The organism is Haliscomenobacter sp., from assembly GCF_033763495.1.
GTDB lineage: Bacteria > Bacteroidota > Bacteroidia > Chitinophagales > Saprospiraceae > Haliscomenobacter.
Window position 1 is genome coordinate 132,711 of sequence record NZ_JANRKL010000035.1, and the last position, 17,769, is coordinate 150,479.

The 17,769-nt window shown below is 47.3% G+C and carries 12 protein-coding genes and 2 tRNA genes; 8 read left to right on the top strand and 6 right to left on the bottom strand.

All coding sequences use genetic code 11. The annotated features are described in order from the left end of the window. Positions 1–420 precede the first annotated feature (420 nt). The 5 genes from SFV55_RS03940 to SFV55_RS03960 all read left to right on the top strand — a co-directional run bounded on the left by SFV55_RS03940 (position 421) and on the right by SFV55_RS03960 (position 5,302). A tRNA-Asp gene (locus tag SFV55_RS03940) sits at positions 421–492 on the top strand. 5 nt (positions 493–497) lie between these two features. Continuing rightward, positions 498–568 (top strand) — tRNA-Arg (locus tag SFV55_RS03945). Positions 569–713: 145 nt separating this feature from the next. Beyond that, a complete protein-coding gene (locus SFV55_RS03950) occupies positions 714–2,540 on the top strand; it encodes a M20/M25/M40 family metallo-hydrolase (protein ID WP_320028160.1) in 1,827 nt (608 codons plus the stop codon). A gap of 107 nt (positions 2,541–2,647) precedes the next feature. Further along, positions 2,648–4,054 carry a hypothetical protein gene (locus SFV55_RS03955; protein WP_320028161.1) on the top strand — a complete coding sequence of 469 codons (1,407 nt, stop codon included), beginning with the start codon at positions 2,648–2,650 and terminating at the stop codon, positions 4,052–4,054. A gap of 21 nt (positions 4,055–4,075) precedes the next feature. Next, positions 4,076–5,302 carry an NAD(P)/FAD-dependent oxidoreductase gene (locus tag SFV55_RS03960; RefSeq protein ID WP_320028162.1) on the top strand — a complete coding sequence of 409 codons (1,227 nt, stop codon included), beginning with the start codon at positions 4,076–4,078 and terminating at the stop codon, positions 5,300–5,302. On the opposite strand, the gene SFV55_RS03965 is transcribed toward SFV55_RS03960, so the two are convergent. From SFV55_RS03965 to SFV55_RS03975, 3 genes are all read right to left on the bottom strand, one after another. Next, positions 5,303–5,884, bottom strand: coding sequence for a Uma2 family endonuclease (locus SFV55_RS03965; RefSeq protein ID WP_320028163.1), 582 nt, complete (start codon positions 5,882–5,884; stop codon positions 5,303–5,305). It abuts the gene before it with no gap. Between the two features lie 34 nt (positions 5,885–5,918). Then, positions 5,919–6,980, bottom strand: a complete 1,062-nt coding sequence (locus SFV55_RS03970) for a PA0069 family radical SAM protein (protein WP_320028164.1) — start codon at positions 6,978–6,980, stop codon at positions 5,919–5,921. A gap of 117 nt (positions 6,981–7,097) precedes the next feature. Beyond that, positions 7,098–9,557 carry a DUF5686 and carboxypeptidase regulatory-like domain-containing protein gene (locus SFV55_RS03975; RefSeq protein WP_320028165.1) on the bottom strand — a complete coding sequence of 820 codons (2,460 nt, stop codon included), beginning with the start codon at positions 9,555–9,557 and terminating at the stop codon, positions 7,098–7,100. A 191-nt stretch (positions 9,558–9,748) separates the two neighbouring features. Here SFV55_RS03975 and SFV55_RS03980 point away from each other — a divergent pair, with 191 nt between their 5' ends. Further along, positions 9,749–10,720: a sugar phosphate isomerase/epimerase family protein gene (locus SFV55_RS03980; RefSeq protein ID WP_320028166.1), complete on the top strand. Its 972-nt coding sequence runs from the start codon at positions 9,749–9,751 to the stop codon at positions 10,718–10,720. A gap of 103 nt (positions 10,721–10,823) precedes the next feature. Here the strand turns inward: SFV55_RS03980 and SFV55_RS03985 are convergent, their stop codons facing one another. Further along, a complete protein-coding gene (locus SFV55_RS03985; RefSeq protein ID WP_320028167.1) occupies positions 10,824–11,837 on the bottom strand; it encodes an SIMPL domain-containing protein in 1,014 nt (337 codons plus the stop codon). Positions 11,838–12,031: 194 nt separating this feature from the next. Here SFV55_RS03985 and SFV55_RS03990 point away from each other — a divergent pair, with 194 nt between their 5' ends. Then, complete coding sequence (locus SFV55_RS03990; RefSeq protein WP_320028168.1) at positions 12,032–13,828, top strand: acyl-CoA dehydrogenase family protein; 1,797 nt, start codon at positions 12,032–12,034, stop codon at positions 13,826–13,828. Positions 13,829–14,004: 176 nt separating this feature from the next. Beyond that, a complete protein-coding gene (locus SFV55_RS03995) occupies positions 14,005–14,946 on the top strand; it encodes a hypothetical protein (RefSeq protein ID WP_320028169.1) in 942 nt (313 codons plus the stop codon). 3 nt (positions 14,947–14,949) lie between these two features. Here the strand turns inward: SFV55_RS03995 and SFV55_RS04000 are convergent, their stop codons facing one another. Together SFV55_RS04000 and SFV55_RS04005 are read right to left on the bottom strand one after the other, a co-directional pair. Further along, complete coding sequence (locus SFV55_RS04000) at positions 14,950–15,471, bottom strand: hypothetical protein (protein ID WP_320028170.1); 522 nt, start codon at positions 15,469–15,471, stop codon at positions 14,950–14,952. A 125-nt stretch (positions 15,472–15,596) separates the two neighbouring features. Continuing rightward, positions 15,597–17,753 (bottom strand): xanthine dehydrogenase family protein molybdopterin-binding subunit, encoded by a 2,157-nt coding sequence (locus SFV55_RS04005; RefSeq protein ID WP_320028171.1) that lies wholly within the window; start codon positions 17,751–17,753, stop codon positions 15,597–15,599. Positions 17,754–17,769: the final 16 nt, after the last annotated feature.

Consider the following 17,769-nt stretch of genomic DNA (forward strand, 5'->3'; position numbering starts at 1 on the left):
CTCTCTTTAAATCCTTTCATCAAACTAGATGGGAAAAAACAAACCTACCCCTATCTTTTTCTTATAAAAAAAAATTTGCGCGGAGTGTATTTAAAGATTTACAAAAAAAATTCCCTTGCGGGGAACTTATACACCCACACCTCGGTTTACACCTACAATTCAACAATTAGAAGGTCAAAAACCTGTACACATGACACGCTCATCATTTTTCACCACAGTACTCCGACGCCAGGCTTCTCCGGCAGCGCAACCGATCCGAGATCGGGAGGGTGCTGAGGTTCGAGAGCGTGGATAAACCCACTGCTCAAGCCATGGCTTGAGCAGTAGTGTGGCCTCCCACGGGTGAATCCGTGGGTTGGCGGGAACCATCGCAGAGCAGAATTTCAGCTCAATTACAATTTTACACATCACATACGATAGGGTGCTGTAGTTCAATGGTAGAGCAGGGGATTGTCTATCCTCAAGTTGCGGGTTCGAGTCCCGTCGGTACCGCAAATAGCTTTGTCGTTCAATGGAAGGATATCAGATTACGAATCTGAGGATCGGGGTTCGAGTCCCTGCAAGGCTACGAGCCACATAGCCCTGACCAAGGCTCCGTAATTGTTGGGACGCACGGCCGTGCGTCCCAACAGCGCATTGCTCCAAATTTTGTCGGGATTCATATTATTATAGGGCCTTTAAGCGTATAATATGCAATAATCACGAACCTAAACATGCAACACCACCAAATCACCCTCTTCTTTTGCCTATTTGTTCTCCACCAAATAGTCGCCCAAACCGACGCCACCATCCTTAGCTCCATCCGCCAGGAATCCGCCCACAACTCCCAGGTCATGCACACCTTGAGCCAGTTATCCGACGTACATGGCCCTCGCCTGATGGGCACCCCGAACTATTACCAGGCGGCCCTCTGGGCCCAGCAACAACTCAAATCCTGGGGCATTGCCAAGGTGGATTTACAATCCTTCGATCGAGGGCATCGCGGTTGGGCGGTACAGCATTTTCAAGTGGAAATGACTGTGCCCCAAAACAGCCATATCCCGGCCTACCCGCTTGCTTATACCGCTTCTACGGAAGGTGTGAAAGAAGGCGAAGTCATTTACCTGCCGAGCCTTGATTCTGTTTATGCCTTTAGTGGCAAACTACAGGGCAAAATCCTGCTGCTTGGCTCCTTTTACCAACCTGTGAGCAATATCTTCCAGCCATTTGCGCAACGCTTAACACCTGGTATTTTGCAACAAGCCGAACAAAACCCCGATCCCAACGACCTGATCATCGGCTACCACAGTCGGCGCTCCACCCCTCAGGTATTTCAATTGCAAAACCTGATCCGCAAGCGCCGGGAACAGTTTTTGAATTTTTGCAAAAGCCAAAAAGTACTGGCACTACTCGAACCCAGCGACTTTCCTTACGGGATTCTGCACGCCGATGGCAACCGGGCCATTCCTTCCTATATGCGGGTAGGAGACATTCAGCCCATTGCCTCCTTTGTCATTGCCAATGAGCATTTTGGGAGGCTGTTACGGCTAATCAAAATGGGAATTAAGCCCAAATTAAAGGTCGAACTTAAGGCCCAATTTTACCAGGAGCCCAAATACAACGTCAATGTCATCGCTGAAATACCCGGTAGCGACCCTATTCTCAAAGATGAATTGGTAATCATCGGCGCCCACCTCGATAGTTGGCACGCTGGAACCGGAGCAGTCGACAATGCTTCAGGTTGTGCGATCATGTTAGAAGCGCTTCGCCTCCTGCAAGCCAGCGGGGAAAAGCCCAAACGGACCATCCGCCTGGCCTTATGGGGTGGAGAAGAGCAGATTTTTGCGGGTTCGGCGGCTTATGTAGAACAAAAAGTGGGCGACCTCAACACCGCAGCTGCACAAAAAGAACAATCCAAAATTTCGGCCTATTTCAACCTGGACAATGGAGCAGGTAAAATCCGGGGCATTTACCTGATGGCCAACCCGGAGCTTAAACCCATTTTTGCAGAGATGCTCCGCCCTTTTGCCCCCGACACCATCTTAACCCTACAAAACGCCAATCAAAGCGATCACGAGTTGTTCGACTTTCAAAACATTCCAGCCTTTCAGTTCATTCAGGACCCGCTCGACTACATGAGCGCAGTGCACCATACCAATCTGGACCTATACGAATACGTCCCAGCCAAAGACCAACAGGCCAACGCCGAATTGGTGGCGTACCTGGCATATCAAGTAGCACAGCGGGCGGATCTTTTGCCACGCAAAAAGTTCAACTCACCGATCCCCAGCCTGGTGGGCAATGCCCATTTTCAAGTAAAAGGATTTTTGCAGGCCCAGCAAGTTAGTTTGGTTAGCGATTTCAACAACTGGAACATGTTCGGCACACCTTTGGCTAAAACTGCGGATGGTTGGGAATGCCGCCTCGAGCTTCCACCCGGCAAATACCTCTACAAGTTCATCGTGGACGGAGATTGGACTGCTGACCCAAGCACGCCCAGCGATAAACTGCTCAGAGATGGTAAAGGGCATGCTGGTTTGACAGAATTTTGGGTGAAATAAAGCTTTGTGAATGGAAACGAAATAAATTTCCACTCCCGAAGCAGAAGGGTACAGGAAACTTCTGACCAAATTATTCCTACTTTTAAGCCGAACAAAACAAAAAACCTATGTCAGAAGTCCAAATGGAGCAAACAATCGTCGCTCAAAGTGAAGAATTTGAACGCGAGCCAGTGCCCCAATCAAAGTGGAAAAGTTGGAAAAGCTTTTTGGGTATGTACGCTGGTGAACATGTAGCCGGCACCGAATTCATCATTGGCCCATTGTTCCTCACCACCGGGGTTAGTGCTTTCGACCTCATTGTCGGGCTATTGATAGGCAACCTCATGGCCGTTTTGTGTTGGCGTTTTTTGACCGCTGAAATTGCTGTCAAACACCGCTTGACCCTTTATTATCAGTTAGAAAAAATTTGCGGCAAAAACCTGGTCAAGTTTTACAACGTAGCCAATGGAGTCCTGTTTTGTTTTTTGGCGGGTTCCATGATCACCGTTTCCACCACCGCGGTTGGAATCCCTTTTGATCTTCCAATGCCCGCCCTCAACGATACGATGCCCAATGGAGTCCCCTGGGTTGTCATTGTACTGATTACCGGAGCCCTGACCTCCGTTATTGCCGCCCGGGGTTATGATTCGGTGGCCAAGGCTGCCAACTGGATGGTGCCTTTTATCCTGTTCGCATTTGTCGCCGCAGCCGTAGTAGCTCTGGGGCAACTGGGGGTAAAAAATTTCAGTGACTTTTGGAACATCTGGGGTGAAGGCTCTGAACCATTCCCCGGTAAAATCAAATATACTTTCTGGCATGTAGTGCTTTGGTCCTGGTTTTGCAATGCGGCCATGCACATTGGTATGTCTGACCTCTCGGTGTTGCGCTACGCCCGCAAGGCCAGCGCAGGTTGGACCACCGCCGCAGGTATGTTTGTGGGGCATTACATGGCCTGGATTGCTGCGGCTTTGCTGTATGCGGTGTACCTGAAAAGTGCTGAAGCACAGGCCATGTTGGCTCAAGGCATTGCACCTCCGGTTGCTCCCGGCCCATTGGCATATGGGGCCATCGGCTATTTGGGCGTCCTAGCCGTTATTTTGGCCAGTTGGACTACAGCCAATCCCACCATTTATCGCGCAGGTCTGGCTTTTCAGGCCATCTTTCCCAAATCTTCTACCTTTTGGATGACCATGCTGGCAGGCGGCATTGCTACTGTCGCTGGGATTTTCCCGGCTTTTGCCATGAAGTTACTGGATTTTGTAGCACTGTACGGCTTCATCCTCGCGCCCATCGGTGCCATCATTGCTTTTGAACATTTTTTTGGGGCCAAATACGGCATTATCAGCAATTATGCCGAAAAGGCAGGGATTTCCTTCAATGTTGCAGTGCTGGCAGCATGGGTGCTTAGCGCAGGACTGTGTTATGTGCTTTCGGTGACACAGGGCATCTTTTTGTCCTTTTTGACCTTGCCGGCCTGGTTGGCTTGTGGGATCTTGTACTTGGTGCTGAGTAAGTGGTGGCAGAAGGCAGTGTAGGCTTAATACTCAACCTTCATCATGAATCAAACAATCATCATCATAGGTGGCGGTGCTGCCGGTTTTTTTACCGCCATTCGGGCAGCCGAATGTGCCCCCGGTGCACAGGTCATTATTTTGGAAAAAAGTAAGGATGTATTGGGCAAGGTCAAAGTATCTGGCGGTGGGCGGTGCAACCTGACCCACGCCTGTTTTATTCCTCGCGAACTCAGTAAATTTTATCCTCGTGGGGAAAAAGAATTGCTCGGGCCTTTCAATCGCTTTGCTTGCGGTGACACCATCGACTGGTTTGAAAAAAGAGGGGTCGCTACCAAAATTGAGGAAGATGGCCGCATGTTTCCCACCAGTGATGATTCCCAAACTGTTATCGATTGCCTCTGGAGTGCTGCCCGCAAAGCTGGCGTAAAAGTATACACCAATACTCCGCTTAAAAACATCAAAGCGCCTACTCAGGCTGGCAAAACCTGGGTCATCGAAACCAGCAACCAAACCTTACATGCCCATAAAGTAATGATGGCTACCGGCAGTGCACCGAGCATGTGGGATTTGTTGGCCAAATTGGGTCATCAAATTGTCCCGCCAGTTCCGTCCCTATTTACTTTCAATATTAAAGATGCCCGTTTGAGTGATCTACTAGGTGTATCTGTTCCGCTGGCTGAAGTGCAGGTGGAGGGCCAAAAGTTGCGCAGTTCTGGCCCCTTGTTGATCACCCATTGGGGTTTGAGTGGTCCTGCTATTCTGAAGTTATCAGCCTGGGGCGCCCGCGAATTAGCCGCCTTGAACTACCGTTTTGTGGTGCGGGTCAACTGGATCATGTCTAAAACGGAAAGTACACGCGAGGATCTCGAGGAATTAAAACAAGAGGATGGCCGCAAAATGGTCATGGCCAATGCCCAATTCGGCCTGGCCAACCGCTTGTGGAAACGCCTCGTTCAAGCTGCAGGCATTCGAGAAGACAAACGTTGGGCGGATCTGAGCAAAAAAGAAATCCAGGCCTTGGCAGAAGAATTGACCCAAGGCCGTTTTCAAGTTAATGGCAAAAGCACCTTCAAAGAAGAATTTGTGACGGCAGGCGGTGTAGATTTGAAAGAGGTAGATTTTAAAACTTTCGAAAGCAAGTTGTTTCCAGGGCTGTTTTTTGCTGGCGAAGTGCTGAATATTGACGCCATAACGGGCGGTTTCAACTTTCAGGCAGCCTGGACGGGAGGATGGATTGCAGGGGAGGCGATGTCCAAACTTGAGCGGTAATTAAGGATTTAAATCCACTCCTTTGTAAATGCCTAGCATCGGGATTTCCAGACCCATAGATTGTAAGGGAATCATGTCTTCCAAGTTGTAATAATCAGAAGTACGCCACAGGTCTGGTGCTTCACGGAAGAAACGTGACACATGATGCTGCTCCTGGCTCACCAATAAGTATTCTGAAAAACTGGGGATGCTGCGGTAATAGCCAAATTTACTATTGTTGTCATAACCCTGGCTACTTGGAGAGGTCACTTCTACAACAAGTAAAGGATTGGTTATGATGTCTCGCCGATTGTTGTACAGCTCAGGTTTTAGTGCAATTGTAACTGCATCGGGATATAAAAAGCGATTGAATTTTTCAATCCATATTTTCATGTCGCTACTGTATACCTTAAAAACAGCATCTTTTGCATCTATGGCAATATTGAGCTGAGTAATTAATTTACCGCTAAGTTCATTATGAGTTGTAGTTCCTCCGGCCATCTCGATAATTTTTCCATTATGGTACTCGTGTTTAGAAAGGCTGTGTGCTTCTAACTCCAGGTATTCCTCGATGGTAAAAATTTGACTTGCCGTAATCGTCATGGTTCGGAATTTATCAGCACAAGTTAAAGCATTTTTAAAACAAACTCAACTGTCCATTTTTGAATTGTTGGTGCAGCTCCAAATTGTAAACAGGCAGCTTGTTCTCCTTGAAGTACAACTTCTTCGCCAATTGGTACTGCTGTGCGATGATGTCTGCAATTTTTCCTTCGCCCCGCATGCGGATACCCGGGCGATTGTCGTTGAGCTGGCCGTTGTGGCAGTCGCGGATGCGGTTGAGCACCCGCTCGGCACGATCAGGCAGGGCTTTGTGAATCCAGTCTTCAAAGATGGGGCCAATGTCACCATTGAGGCGCACCACTTGATAGCCCATCGCGCTAGCCCCCATTTCCGCCGCTTTTTCTGCCATTGGAATCAATTCATGGTCGTTCAGGCCGGGAATGATTGGAGCCAGAAGTGCCATAACCGGGATGCCGTTGTCAGCCAGTGTTTTTAGGGTTTTGAAACGGCTGTTCACCGAAGCAGTTCGTGGTTCCAGTACCCTGCGCAGGTCTTCATCCAAATTGGTGATCGACAGGCAAACGTGTACGAGGTTTTCCGAAGCCAATTGTTTCAAAAGATCCAAATCCCGCAAAATGAGGCTATTTTTGGTAATCATACCCACCGGGTGGCGGTATTTCCATAGCACCTCCAGGATTTGGCGGGTGATTTTATACTCTCGTTCAGCGGGTTGATAACAATCGGTATTGCCAGACAACATGAGTGGTACCGCCTTCCAGGTAGGTTTGCGGATGGCTTCGGTCAACAAACGTGGTACATCTTTTTTGACCAGGATTTTTTGTTCAAAATCCATCCCGGCGCTGTAACCCCAATAAGTGTGGGTGTTGCGGGCATAACAATAAATGCAGCCATGCTCGCAACCCTGGTAGGGATTGAGCGAAAAGCCCATACCTACATCTTCACTTTCGACCTTATTGAGGATGGTTTTGGGATAAACTTCGATGTACTCGGTAGGCAATTGCAGGCTCTCTTCCCACTCTTCAGCCGGAATAGGCGCGCTATCGTACACAAGTTTGTGGTACGGATTGGGTGTATTGATTTGGGCTCCGCGGCCTTTGAAGTAGGGCGTTTCTGGCATGATGTAAATTTGAGCACACTACCCTCAACGGCACTTCGGCTTCGCTCAGTGACCGTTGAGGGTAGTGTGCTCAAATTTACATCAATTATTTTTAAAATCAAAAAATAAAAACAATTGCTACAAGCTAATTCCAAACACTGGCCCCACATTCCACTTCCCTCCTGCCTGCCTGGAAACCGCCATATCAAAACGGAACAAGCGGAACACCCCAAAGCCAACGTTCTCTATGCCAGCTGCTAGTTCTAAATAGTTTTTCTTTTGCTCTACCGTCAACAAATGGCCACTCAAGACCAATTTCCAACCTAGTTTTTTAACCAGGGGAATCCAATCCAGGATTGCTCCTTCAAAATGATGTTGCCAATGTGCCTGGAAAAAAGATCGGTCGGTGGAGTAATCATAATAAGGCAAGAGCATAAAACTGCTCATGTAGCGGTCTTGGTCACCCAAGATGGTTTGATTGCCATTGAAATGCTTGAAGTCCATAAATTCCAGCTCCTTGCGTTGGAGAAAGGTACCTGCCTGAACCCTTAATTGTGAAAAGCCCCAGGCCCCCAGGGGAAGTTCATCCTCTTCTATGGCTACGCTCAGCAATTGGTAATTGACATCGCCAGCTCCAAGCCGATAATTGAGGAAAAACTCGGGAGACTTGTTTTCAGCAGCATATTTGCGACCAGGATATACGTAGTATTTCTGGCCAGGGCGAAAGCTGAAATTCAGGTCAAAAGTGAGGGCCCGGCTTTGATCAAAACTACGCGGTGCAGCGGCAGGTAGGTTCGGCGTAAAGGCCCGCCGATCAGGATCCTCGCGTTGGTACCAGCTTTGATCACTCGTGTTCTCCAGGCTATTTCGATTGGCCCATTCCAGTGCGGTGTTCATCCGAATGCCATTGCTCAGTTCACGACCAAATCCCAATCTTGCCGAAACCTTATCATACAGCTTCATATAATTGTGGCGTGCCAATAAGGAATAAACTGAATTGACAGTCGGTGTAATCGGATCTCCTGCATTGAATTGTGTAACCCTGCGCCCTCCGCTGAGCGAAATCTGGGTGCTCCGTAGGCCTTCCAATTGGCGTACATAACTCCCCCAAGCGCGCAGCTTTTTTTCTGAAAATCCATAACTCAGCTCTCCATTCAAACGATACCACTTCATGTTGTATTCGTCGTAATCCTTGGTGTAGCCAAGTTTGAGCGCCGCATTGTAACCTTGTACAGTATTGTACTGAATGGTTCCGATGGGAGAACCCACACTGAAATACTCCCGATAAAACGAGCGATTGTAGTTGTAACCCGTCAGGAGTTTCATTACAGTAAATTTGTTGTTTTTTCGATCGATGGAATCCTTGTAAGGCTTGGATTTCCAGATGGTTTGCAAGCTGTCCTTTTTGACGTAGTCGCGCGCTTCTTCCGCTGTGAGTGGAATAGGGCGAAGAGTATCCCAAAATTCCTGATTTTTTTCGTTTGCTCCTTCTTTAACAATGAATACATCTTTGCCAAAAAACTTTTTGTCCAGGGCTGGTTTGATGTTGTAATTGCTTAAAATCGAGGTGAAGTTACCCACCAGTTTAAAGCCCAATGCACCCGCCTTGAAGCGAATATTGACCGAAAAGGTCCGCCATACATCCTCGGTGTTGGGAATCGGGAAAAAAAGCTGTTTGATCCATAAAGAATCCAGCCCAGGTTGTTTGATGGCCGATTGCAACAGTATAAAATCTACTGACTGCACCGCCCAATCCTGATCAACGATGTAAATGAAACCTCGGTAAACGGGGTCTTCACTGCGTTTTGGGATGACCTGGATTTTATAGATTACCTGGCCCTGATCATCCCTGATGGTGCCGATCAGTTTGTATTTATAGTAAAAAAAGGCGTTGTCGGCAATGGGCGAAACGATGCGGCGGCCCAAATTGGAATAAGGATCGTAGGGGCTGAAATCCATATCCTGCGCCCGGTTGAAGCCAAAACCCCGGTCATTGCCCGCCACTTTTGAAAAAATCATCTCCTCCCGGTATTGATCAGGTTGGCGGAAAAACAAGGTTGAGCGGGATTCTGACAGATAAATGATGCCTTTACCTGTGCTGTCCAAAACGCCTCCCATAGTGCCAATCTCCTGGCCCATGATCTTTTTGGGCGTTTTGTCAAAAGCGATATTGCCTTTCACATAAGCATCGCAGCGGTATTCTTCCACCTGATCGCGGTAAAACTCCCGTTTTTTGATGGCTGCCCGAATGATGGGATAGGCAGGATCTTCGGCGTTGGAGCGCACCACAAACTCGCTGAGTTCTATTGCCGCTTCCTTGAGGGATACATCGAGTTTTTGTGGCTCGCGGGTCATGGTCACCCGAATCGTTTTGGTTTCGTATCCAATGTATTGAAAGATCACATCGTGAGTACCTGGCAGCAGGCTGAGGTTATATTCTCCATTGACATTACTGGTAGTCCCATTGGTACTGCCTTTGAGGTATATGCTTGCAAAAGGCAAAGGACTACCTTCAATGTCGGTCAACTTGCCCGACAACTGAGCAAACAATCCATTACAAGCAAGGGTAAATAGGAGGAAGAGGGTAAATTTCTGCATACGCAATGAGGTTTTCAAAAGAGAACCCAAAAAAAGAGAAAAGGATGGTTCAACACAAACACTTTAAGATAGGCTTAACGATCTGCTCGACGAAAATCTTTGTGTAAAAAATACACATTGAAGCATTGTCTCGCCGCTTTTTTTTTCGATCTTTCTCCATCAAAACGTTTCAACCTGCAAAATCCTGAATCATGCTGCATCGTCGACAATTCATCAAAAGCACAGGCTGGGCAACGGCTTTCGCACTGAGTCCTTTCGCTCAAAACTTAATAGACGACATGACTAAAAAGAAGAAAAAACTGGGTGTACAATTGTTTTCCATCCCTCAAATGGTTGACAAAGACCTAAAAGGCACCCTCCATCTGCTGAGCGAAATTGGCTACAAAGAAGTAGAATTCTTTGGCCCCTACCCTTTCAGCGCACCAGAAACCATTGAAGGTTGGAAAGGCCTGGCTGCCCAATTGGGCATCAAACGCAATGCCTTTTATGGCTACAGCATCCCGGAAATCAAAAGCATGTTGAGCGATTTTAAGCTCAAAACGCCCTCCATGCACCTGGACCTGATCACCTTCCGCAAAAACCTCAAGACTACCTTGGATGCAGTTGCACCACTTGGGGTAAAATACCTGGCGCTTCCTGCTCTCAGCGATATCAATGATCGGCGTACTTTGGATCATTACAAACGCCTGGCTGAGGAATTTAATGGTTTTGGTCAACAGATGGCAACCTATGGCATGGCTTTCGTGTACCACAACCACGGCTTTGAACATGCCAAAATGGACGGAGTGGTCCCCATGGATTACCTCCTGCAAAATACGGACAACAAAAACGTCAAATTTGAATTGGATATCTTCTGGATGAGTGCGGCTGGTGCCGATCCGGTGGATTACCTGAACCGTTACCCTGGCCGTTTTAAATTGATGCACATTAAAGATGCTGCTGAAAAAGTGCGTTTTACGGGCGATGGAGGTACTCCAGATCAGTGGATGGCGGTATTCTCCAAAATGGCGGACCCTGGGACGGGGGTATTTGACATCCAACGGATGCTACAGGCTGGTCAAAAATCCGGGGTTGAGCATTTTTTCCTAGAAAGGGATTTAACACCAACACCAGAGGCAACTTTGAAAAATTCATTCGCGAATTTGAGCAAAATGAACTTCTAACCTTAAGAGTATCTTAAGTGCCTTAGGTTTCTTAGGTGGTAAAAAAAATTATTTCACCACCTAAGAAACCTAAGGCACTTAGGCACTCCTAAGGCAGTTATTATCACTCGATTTTCAAACTCTTCACCTCGCCTGTCGGAGTCACCAAAATAAATTCCTTCTTCACCTCAGTTTTCACCTTCGGCTTGGCATCCGGCATTTTAAACCTTACCGCCAGGTTGTATGAAAACTGCACCGCCGGCTCTAATATTTCCGGATTGATCACAATGTCATAATCATTTGCTGCTACTGCGTTGTAAAAGCGTAGCGTAGGTTTATCCGCAGGTTGAACCACCGAGTTGTTCTTTTCTGAAGCATCCAATGACTGGGTGCTAAAGGCCTGGTAGCTCTCGTAACGATTCGTTGGGTAAGCCACCCAAGCATTTTCGGCAGTGATGGTATAGGCTGAATCCAGCTTAATCCCCATTTTTGCATAGGAATCCTTGATGTTTTCGAGGTATTCAAAAGAAAGTGCGCGTAGTTCCTGATACACTTTCTGCTGGTCCTTGATAAAGTAATCTACTTTCACAATGTCGTAAATTTCCTGTTTGGCCGCGGCAGTGACAATCTGATCCAAAATGGTAGGTTTTGTGTAACGAATGTGGATGTTTTTTTGCAGCTCAAAGCCTTTAGGGATTTCGGTGAGGGTCTTTTTGGAAAAAATCTTTTTGCTCACATCGTACTCGTATTTGGGCAAGAAGTTAACCATATCAACATAGATATCCGTTTCCGGGATGCCCAGCCCCTTCAGGTCGTTCAGGAAATTATTCAAACGATTGTTGAGTAAGGTGTTGGTTTCATCAGCAGTTCTGGCAACTTGTAACATAGTGAATACAGCAGTGTAAGAACTGGCCCGTTGGTTGGACATGGTATTAATCGTGATTTCAATGCTGTTGTCGTCCTGCAATTTGGCACTGCGGGGAATAGAGCGGTACTGAGCATTCAAATTGGCATTTGACTGGATTTGCTGGTATTCATTGCTTTGCTTTTTTTGTTCGGCATAGTTGCCCATCACCTGAGCATGAAGGGATGCAAAAAAGCAGCTGCTAATGACCAATGGGATAAGGTGTTTTCTCATGACTGGATTGTTTTGAATCAATTAACCAGAAGGTAACGCATCCTGAGTTCCATTAATTTTTTTGCTAAAAAAAATATTTTTAGCGAAAATTCGCTAAAAAATTCAATCAAGGCTTTACAAATTCAAAACTTGCGCTTATTTTTGTAGCGAATTTTCGCTAATTCTTTCATTGAACGAACAAACACATTATACTTATGGAAGCTGTGATGAGCAAAACCGCACTTCAGGGAGGTGAATTTTTAATCAAGGACTCCCTGTCCGAAGATGTTTTTATCCCCGAGGAATTGAATGAAGAGCAAAGGATGATCCACGAAACCGTTCGGGATTTCCTGCACAATGAAATTTTCCCCAACATTGAAAAAATTGAAAACCAGGAGGACAATATCGCCCCACGTTTGTTGGAAAAAATGGCGGAATTAGGGCTCCTGGGTACCCATATGCCCGAAGTTTACGGCGGAATGGAATTGGATACCAATACCAATACGCTGATTGGTGATGCACTCGGCCCGGCTGGAGCATTCACCGTTTCTTTTGCGGCGCATATCGGCATCGGCATGTTGCCGATCCTGTATTTTGGTACAGAAGAACAAAAACAGAAATACCTGCCCCGCCTGATCAACGGCGAACTCAAAGCTGCATATTGCCTTACTGAGCCAGGTTCTGGTTCGGATGCACTGGCGGCTAAAACCCGGGCCGACTTAAGCGCCGACGGCAAAAACTATTTGCTTAATGGGCAAAAGATGTGGATTTCCAATGCCGGATTCGCTGACCTGTTCATCGTTTTTGCCAAAATTGACGGCGATAAATTCACCGGGTTCATTGTAGAGCGGGATACCCCCGGTTTGACTTTGGGCGCCGAAGAAAAGAAATTGGGCATCAAGGGATCCTCTACCCGTCAGGTGTTTTTTGAAAATGCGCCGGTACCCGCCGACAATGTTTTGGGTCAAATCGGCAAAGGTCACCTGATCGCCTTCAATGCGCTGAACATTGGCCGTTTCAAATTGTGCTCCCTCAGTTTAGGTGGTGCAAAATACAGTGTTACCACTGCGATTCGTTACGCCAACGAACGCATCCAGTTTGGTGTGCCAATCTCTAGCTTCGGAGCCATCCAACATAAACTGGCTGAACAAACCATCCGCATTTTTTCCACCGAATCTGCCCTCTATCGGGTTTCCAATTTGCTGGAACTGAAAAAGCAGGAGTACGAAGCCCAAGGTCTGGATTTTGCCCAATCCAAATTAAAAGCTGCCGAAGAATACGCCATTGAATGTTCCATTCTGAAAGTAACTGGTTCTGAAGCGCTGGACTTTGTGGTGGATGAAACCCTTCAAGTACACGGCGGAATGGGCTTCTCCGAAGAAGGCACTGCTGCCCGAGCCTATCGCGACGCCCGCATCAACCGCATTTACGAAGGCACCAATGAGATCAACCGCCTTTTGAGCATCGACATGTTGCTCAAACGCGCCATGAAAGGTGCCCTCGACATCGTAGGGCCAGCCTGGCAGGTTCAAAAAGAGTTGGCCTCCATGCCTGGTTTTGAGAAGGAAGAAGGTCCTTACGCCGAAGAGCGTAAAGCAGTCAAAGATTTCAAAAAGGCCGTTTTGATGGTTGCTGGTGCCGCTGCAAAATTGCAGATGGAAGGCAAACTCGACCTCAAAAACGAGCAGGAAATCATCATGAATGTAGCCGATATGTTGTCGGATTTGTTCCTGGCGGAATCACTCTTGCTACGCGTTGAAAAACTGGCAGGGATGACCGGTAAGGTAAAACAGGAAGTATACGATGCCATCTTAAGGGTATTCATCCACGACGCGACCTTGCGCATGAACAAAAATGGTACCGATGCACTGGCTTCTTTTGCTGAAGGAGACCTGTTGCGCACGATGTTGATGGGCTTGAAGCGCTTCACGAAGTATCCTGCCCAAAACGTCAAAACCTTGCGCAGATTGGTCGCTGACGTATTGATTGACGCAAACGAATTTGCATTGTAGCCTAACTAATAACGGTCTAGTTGTTTACTGACCTAGCATTTGTATTCATAAGTTACTAAGTGTTTGTTGAGCGCGCTTCAGTCCATTCGGCTGAAGCGCTTTTTTTTAACTTAATTTTTGCAATAATAAAACATACTTCTGTCGTTAATGAGGCAAAAGAACCATCAATTCAAGCCATGCGTAATCTGTTTTTCTTGCTCGTTTTCAGCCTGTTGATTCCAGTATTTGGCCAAGCCCAAAACAAAGTTAAGCTGAGCGGTGCTGCTCAAAAGGAGCTCAAGCTCTACGAAGACACATTGGGTGTGCTCTCTTTTTTGGTAATCAATGACTCTCTGCCTGAAAGTCGTTTTGCGGCCACTCGCAAGATGATCCTCACACTTAAAAAAGCACTAAAGGTCACCAATTCCTACCATTACAAATTTGAACGCCTCAAGCCCATTTCCATCCAATATGCGCCCGACAGCACCTTCCGGATTTTTACCTGGCAGCTTTTTGTCGACGACAATACCTACCATTATTACGGAGTGATTCAAATGAACAGCCCCGAATTAAAGATGTATCCTTTGGTAGATCGCTCGGCTAAAATAGAAGATGTACAACAGTCCATCAGTGGGCCAGACAACTGGTACGGGGTGATTTATTACAACATCCTGAAACTCAAAGATCCGGCTGGACCTAAATATTTGCTCTTTGGTTTGGATACTTATTCCTTTTTCAAGCGCCGCAAAGTCATTGATGTTTTGACCTTCAAAGACGATCAAGTGGTCTTAGGTGCGCCCGTTTTCCCCAAAACCATCAACAACGATGGGCCAGTCAATCGTCTTATGCTGGAATACAGCGCTGAAACCAGCGTGAAAATGAACTGGGATGAAGCCATGGGCATGATCATTTACGACCACCTCATTCCTTTCAATGGTACCGCCAAATCCGGACCAGTTAATGTACCCGATGGTACTTACGAGGGTTTTAAAATTGAGCTGGGAAAGTTGGTGTATTTTGATAAACTGGAAACACAAATTCTGGATGAAGCACCAACGCCAACACCACTGAACGGCAAAAAGAATGTCATTTACGATCGGAGCAATCCGACGGGTAAGAAGAAAACGGGGCAAAATTAGTGCCTATCGTGATAAAAAGAAAGAACGGAAACCTTCTAACTCTTTCCGTTCTTGTTCTACAAAACGGTCAAAGAGTTTAGGGCCAACCTGGGTTTTTAGGGCAGAAATACCTACATCAATAAGGCGGATTCCGGTATTGGTTAAGAAGATATTGTCGAAGGTAAGACCTGGCATATCCGAGGGTCGACGCAAATCGCGGTGAACAAAACCAGCTTTGTGCAATTGTTCCAATTCGCTTTCAAAAACATCAAAGAATAACTCCCGTTTTTCGTATTCAAAGGCCCGAAAATCGTATGGGAAAAGCCTTTCCATAACCAACATCTCCGCATCCTCACCAAAAACTTCCAATCGTAAGAATTTTACTACCAAATCATTGATGCTGTTGGCAAATTTCATTTTTTCCGCCTCAGAACCAATGTCTGAGCGAGTGTCTTCTTTAAACAATTTCCCTGCTTCCGTTTCTGAAATAGCAATGACGGTGTTGTTCGCTCCGGCAGATAAAGTACGTGGATAACGTTTTTTCATGGACAAGAAGGCTTTCGCAAAGTGCTGTTTCGCTGCTTTACCTCCCCGAAGGTCTGAAACCTTCGGGGAGGGGTTCTAGATTTTTGCACAAATCCTTGATTTTCAAATCAATTCTTTCGTACAATTCATACCTCATTCAAATCAATCGGCAACTTGCGCAAACGTTTGCCCGTAGCTGCAAAAATGGCATTCGCCAACGCTGGTGCCACTGGCGGCAAACCAGGCTCGCCTACCCCACCGGGTACCTCTCCACTGTTGACAATGTGGATGTCCATCTCCGGCGCCTCGTTGATGCGCATGATCGGATAGTCGTGGAAGTTAGACTGCTGCGCCACGCCACCAGCATAGGTGATGCCAGGCTTGATGGCAGCAGTAAGCCCCATCACGATGTTGCCCTCAGTTTGTGCCTTGACGTTGTCTGGGTTTACGTGCCAGCCACAGTCGATGACCGAAACCACTTTATCAATTTTGACGCTGCCGTCGCCTTGTTTGGAAACGGTCACACAACAAGCGCTGATGCTGCCAAAACTTTTGAACACGGCCACACCCCGGCCTTGTCCTGTTGGCAGTTTTTCCTTCCAGTTGGATTTTTCAGCAATGACTTCCAACACTTTTTTGAAGCGGGCATCCTGAAGTAATCCCAAACGGGCTTCAATTGGATCCTGACCCGCTGCATGCGCCAATTCGTCCATAAAACACTCCTGACCAAAAGCAAAGTTGGAAGCATACACCGAACGCCACCAAACGATGGGGATGTCGGTTTTGACATTGCTCCAGCTCAGTTTCCACACGGGTAGGTTGTACTTGTGGTTTTCGGCGCTCAATTCACCTGCGATCCAGTCATCCACTTCGTGGTCTTTCAAGCCGTTGAAAACCTGACGGTTGATGGATTCCCCAATGGCGTGGTGGTGGAATGCCGCGATTCTTTTGCCGTTCACTGCGCCGCGCATGGCGCTCAACATCCCCGGCCGATAAGGACCCTGGCTGATGTCGTCTTCACGGGTCCAGATGACTTTGACCGGCTTTTTCAATTCTTTGGATAAGAAGCAGGCTTCCAGCAAAAAGTCGTGGTAGGCTTTGCGACCAAAGGCACCACCGAGCAAAAAGACATTGATTTTAATTTGCTCGGGTTTCACTTTGAGGTAACCCGCTACATCTCTCAACGCCCAGTCTGGCCCTTGAATTGGAGCCCAGATTTCTACCTCGCCATTGTCTTTGACGTGGGCGATGGCATTTTCAGGCTCGATTGGAGCATGCGCCAGGAAGGGGGTTTCATACACCGCTTCTAGGGTCTTTTCAGCGTGCGCCAGTGCTTGATCGATGTCACCCTTTTCTTCATAGTTGATGCCTTCCGCTTTGGCGGCTTCATAACTTTTGGCGAAATAGCTATCGGTGGTCATTTTATCCAGCCCGCTATTGTCCCAAGTCACGTTCAGGGCTTTTTTGGCTTTGAGGGCGGCCCACCAGTTGGTTGCAATGACTGCCACCGCTTCCGATTTACGGTGTGGCATTGGTCGTTCGGCCTTCATGACCTTGATGACGCCAGGAATTTTTTTGGCTGCAGCATCATCGATAGAGACGATCTTGCCATGGATTGCTGGAGCGTGGAGTATGGCAGCATAAACCATTCCCGGCACATCAACATCCATCCCGAAAACGGCCTTTCCTGTTACCCGATCGGGTACATCCAGGCGTGGTTTGGTTTTGCCAATGATTTTAAAATCCTTCGGATCCTTCAGCTTAGGATTCTTAGGAATGGGCAATTTGGATGCTTCGTCGGCCAAGTCTCCGTAGGAAAAACTCTTGTCGCTGCCTTTTTGGTGTATGCGGCCGTCCTCAGCGTAACATTTATCGATAGAGATTCCCCAGCGTTTGGCCGCAGTTTCTGTCAACATTTCTTTGGCAGCCGCGCCAGCTTTGCGTAAAGGCTCCCACAATTCACGCACACTGCTGCTACCGCCGGAGGTTTGGCTACCGTATTTGGATTTTCCATCCGACTGGATGAGTTTGACTTTTTCCAAACTCACTTCCAGTTCTTCCGCCAATAGCGAAGGTACCGCCTGGGTTGAGCCCTGTCCCATATCTGGGCGTGGGTTGACCAAGGTAATATTGCCCAGATTATCGATGATGATAAAAGGGTTAATTTCGAGTTGTAGGGCTTCCTCTGTCAATTTGACGATTGAAGCATTTTTTGCGAAAGACGAGACCCCCAGCATCAGTCCCAAGCCGGACAAACTGCTTAGCCTCAAAAATTCGCGACGACTATTGGAATTTGGTGTCATAAGCTTTTAACAATTG

Bases quoted from the DNA above. Each gene is read 5' to 3' on its own strand.
- SFV55_RS04000 (WP_320028170.1), bottom strand. From the start codon at position 15,471: ATGAAAAAACGTTATCCACGTACTTTATCTGCCGGAGCGAACAACACC.
- SFV55_RS03950 (WP_320028160.1), top strand. From the start codon at position 714: ATGCAACACCACCAAATCACCCTCTTCTTTTGCCTATTTGTTCTCCAC.
- SFV55_RS03960 (WP_320028162.1), top strand. From the start codon at position 4,076: ATGAATCAAACAATCATCATCATAGGTGGCGGTGCTGCCGGTTTTTTT.
- SFV55_RS03980 (WP_320028166.1), top strand. From the start codon at position 9,749: ATGCTGCATCGTCGACAATTCATCAAAAGCACAGGCTGGGCAACGGCT.
- SFV55_RS03985 (WP_320028167.1), bottom strand. From the start codon at position 11,837: ATGAGAAAACACCTTATCCCATTGGTCATTAGCAGCTGCTTTTTTGCA.
- SFV55_RS04005 (WP_320028171.1), bottom strand. From the start codon at position 17,753: ATGACACCAAATTCCAATAGTCGTCGCGAATTTTTGAGGCTAAGCAGT.
- SFV55_RS03955 (WP_320028161.1), top strand. From the start codon at position 2,648: ATGTCAGAAGTCCAAATGGAGCAAACAATCGTCGCTCAAAGTGAAGAA.
- SFV55_RS03965 (WP_320028163.1), bottom strand. From the start codon at position 5,884: ATGACGATTACGGCAAGTCAAATTTTTACCATCGAGGAATACCTGGAG.
- SFV55_RS03970 (WP_320028164.1), bottom strand. From the start codon at position 6,980: ATGCCAGAAACGCCCTACTTCAAAGGCCGCGGAGCCCAAATCAATACA.
- SFV55_RS03995 (WP_320028169.1), top strand. From the start codon at position 14,005: ATGCGTAATCTGTTTTTCTTGCTCGTTTTCAGCCTGTTGATTCCAGTA.
- SFV55_RS03975 (WP_320028165.1), bottom strand. From the start codon at position 9,557: ATGCAGAAATTTACCCTCTTCCTCCTATTTACCCTTGCTTGTAATGGA.
- SFV55_RS03990 (WP_320028168.1), top strand. From the start codon at position 12,032: ATGGAAGCTGTGATGAGCAAAACCGCACTTCAGGGAGGTGAATTTTTA.